At 71.3% G+C, this 3,117-nt stretch carries 2 protein-coding genes; both read right to left on the bottom strand.

The window, feature by feature from the left end; genetic code table 11:
• Window positions 1-156: 156 nt before the first annotated feature.
• Entirely contained in the window at window positions 157-2,730 is a 2,574-nt protein-coding gene (locus VF468_02810) for a helix-turn-helix domain-containing protein (protein ID HEX5877242.1), read from the bottom strand.
• A 91-nt stretch (window positions 2,731-2,821) separates the two neighbouring features.
• On the bottom strand, window positions 2,822-3,117 hold a 296-nt coding region (locus VF468_02805; GenBank protein ID HEX5877241.1), incomplete at its 5' end, for a hypothetical protein.

Here is a 3,117-nt window from a genome sequence, read left to right as displayed (position 1 = left end):
AATCCGTCGCATCCCGTCATCGTGGTGCGAGGGGGGCCGGCCTGGTGGCTCCTACGTCACAGTCCGGTCGAGTCAAGCGGGGGGGGAGAATCGTGTCGGATCCCGATGTCAGGGCTCCGGACATAGCGCAATAGTTGATGTGAGGTCAGCGGCGGGTCAGCGGTGCGGTTTGACCGAATAGTGCATTTCTAGGTCGGTGCCGGGGAACACCGCGGCGGTGTCGTTGAGGGCCGTGCACAGCTGGGCGAGGGCGGCCGTGGCCCGGGGCGTGTGCATCGGGTCGAGGCGGATGTGCAGCGTGCCGGGGGCCGGGCGGATGTCGCCGGTGCCGGCCAGGGCGGTGCGGACCAGGGCATGGGCCTCGTTTCCGGCCTTGCGGTAGCCGGTTGCTGTGGTGATGGTTCGGGCCAGCATGGTTTGGGTGTTGAACGCGGCCATCCGGATGGCATGGGTGAGCAGCTTCGTTTCGGTCTCCAGGACCTGCTGGCCGGGGCGGACCTGGCCCAGGGGCAGCCGGGTCGGGGTGGCGCGGTGCGCCGCGGCGGCGGCGTCCAGTTCGGCGCGGGCGGCGTGGACCGGCGCGGTGATCTGGTTGATGGTCTGGTTGGTGATGACGGTGGTGACGCCGGGCGTCGGGGACCGCAGTGCCAGCAGCTGTTCGTCCCGGCGGGTTTCGGCGCGGGCCAGCCGGGCCCGGGCGGCCTGCACCGCCTGGTGGGCCTTGCGCTTGGCCGGGTTCGGCACCGACCGGTCCGGGTCGTCGTCGGTGACCGCGTAGCTGTCGTGCGAGTCCAACGCGAAATGCATCCGCCCGTAGCGGAAGTAGTTCTCTTCCCGCCAGCGGGCACCCATCCGGAAGCACACCTGGGCGGCGGTCAGGTCGGTGCGCGAGGTCAGGATGTGCACCTGTCGGCCGGTTCTCGGATCGAGCTTGCTGACCTGCCGCAGCGTCACCGTGCCGGCGTCGGGATCGTGCTCGTCCAGCGGGATCGCCACGGTGGTGTCGGCCAACTCGAATGTGCGTTTGACGCCGTGCTCGTCGGTGTGGGTGTGCTCGGCGAACAACTCGGCGGCCACGTCTTGGGTGGGTCCCTTGCGCCAGGTCAACACGTCGAACCCGGCCGCGATCATCTCCTGGAAAAGGGTGGGGGACCAGCCGCCGCGGTCGAAGCCGACCAGCACGCGACGGTCGTCGCCCACGATGCCGCGGATCTCGGGCAGCAGTCGGCGGATCTCGGAGGCCAGCGATGCGCCGGGCTCGGCCATCACCACCCACACCGGCGCCCCGTGCGCGTCGGCGATCCAGGTCTCCACGGTGGCCGGGGCCGGGAACCGCAGCCGGGGCGCGTGCGTCTTCTGGATCCTGCGGGTGCCGTGGTAGGTCCGCACATGCCCGTCCACGTACAGCACGCTCATCGCCTCCTGGTGCTCGGCCGCGTGCCGGCGGGCCTGCACGGACAACAACTCGGCGGCCTTCCCGCGGGCGGCCAGCAAGCCCATCTTGCGGCGCACCGTCTTGACCTCCGGGGCCCGGTCCAGGCCCAGCACCCGACCCAGATCGGTCGGGTTGACCCGGGTGGCGCCCTCGGCCCGCGGCTCGCCGAGCAACGCCCGGAGCACCGCCTCGCACAACACGGCGTCCAAACCGTAGAAGCCGTACGGGACACCGCCGTACACCTGCCGGGCGCCCTCCAGCAGTCCGGTCGCCGCCAGCGCGGGCACCGCCAGGAACAGCCCGGCCAACGGCACCCTGGCGGCCGGCGCGAACACCGGCGGCGCGTACGGCAACAGCCCCCACCGGGCCGCGACCCGCTCCAGCGAACGGTCCACCGGACCGGGCAAAACCGGCACCAGGGCCTCACCGGCGCCGGCGTCACCGGCCAAACCCGCCGCGCCGACGCCGATCTCAACCCCTCCGGCGTCGGCGGCGTCGACGTCGTCGAGGTCCGCGTCGGCGCCGGCGGAACCGGCCATGACACCGTCGATGTCCGGGGAGGCGTCCGAAACCGCCTCGCTCGTGGAACCGGCCGCGGCCTCGTCGGCGGAATCGACCACGACAGCGCCGACCTCCGGGTCGGCGTCCGAAACCGCCTCGCCGGTGGAACCGGCCGCGACCTCAATGGAATCGACCACCGCACCGTCGATGTCCGGGTCGGTGTCCGAAACCGCCTCGCTCGTGGAACCGTTCGAAACCGCCTCGCCGGTGGAACCGGCCGCGGCCTCGGTGGAACCGGCCGCGGTGTCATCGCTGGAACCGGCCGCGCCGCTGCCCGCCTCGGCCCGGGCGCGGGCCGCCGCGGCCGACACGCTGCGCGCCGAAACCCCGACCGCGGCGGCGACCTCGGCGATGCCCTGCCCGGCCGCGCGGCGCTCGACGATCTCCGCGACCAACGCGTCGGTGAGCTTGGACGGGCCCTTCGGTCCACGCCGGCTCGGCACCAGCGCCGCCGGGCCACCCTCGGAAAGGGCCTGCCCCCAGCGGTACAGCGTGAACTCGTCCACCCCGAACCCGGCCGCCACCTCGTACCCCTTGGCCGCCTTGATCCGCACCAGTTGCACCGCCGCCAGTCGGCGGGTGGCCGCGTCCCCGGCGTCCCAGGCGAAGCACAGCTGCCCGTTGATGAACACCCGGCCGCCGTCGGCGTCCTCGACCAGGCCCACCGCGAGCCCGATCGCCACGGCCGGCGCGGGGGTCACCCGCAGGGGCAGCTGGGCCGTCATGGTGGTCATGCTGCCATCACCGACAAGACCTGAATAATCACACAACAATTATCGCGTGAATTTCGGCCAGACTCAACTCGACACGCCACAAACCCGCAGGTCAAACGGCATACAGCCGATCAACGCCTCGGTCTATGTCCGGAGTCCTGTGCCCGCGCCGGACGGCGTCGTACATGATCCGATTGAGGGTGGTCTTTACGTTCGATCCGAGCCGCTCCTTGCCGGACGCCTTGACGTACCGGCGGTATGCCCATTCGGCGTTCATCGGACCTTCGGCGGTGACGATCTCGACCAGGGTATTGAGGACCTCTGACGCACTGGCCTGTTCGATCGGCTTCACCGGTCGTTCGGCCCACTCCTGGTAGGGGGCGAGGTCCACCTGCGCCGTCACCGCCG

The organism is Actinomycetota bacterium, from assembly GCA_036280995.1.
In the GTDB taxonomy this organism is placed as follows: Bacteria; Actinomycetota; CALGFH01; order CALGFH01; family CALGFH01; genus CALGFH01.
Note: the sequence above shows the minus strand (reverse complement) of the source record. Positions and strands in the feature narration are given on the sequence as shown.

Bases quoted from the DNA above. Each gene is read 5' to 3' on its own strand.
- VF468_02810 (HEX5877242.1), bottom strand. From the start codon at position 2,730: ATGACCACCATGACGGCCCAGCTGCCCCTGCGGGTGACCCCCGCGCCG.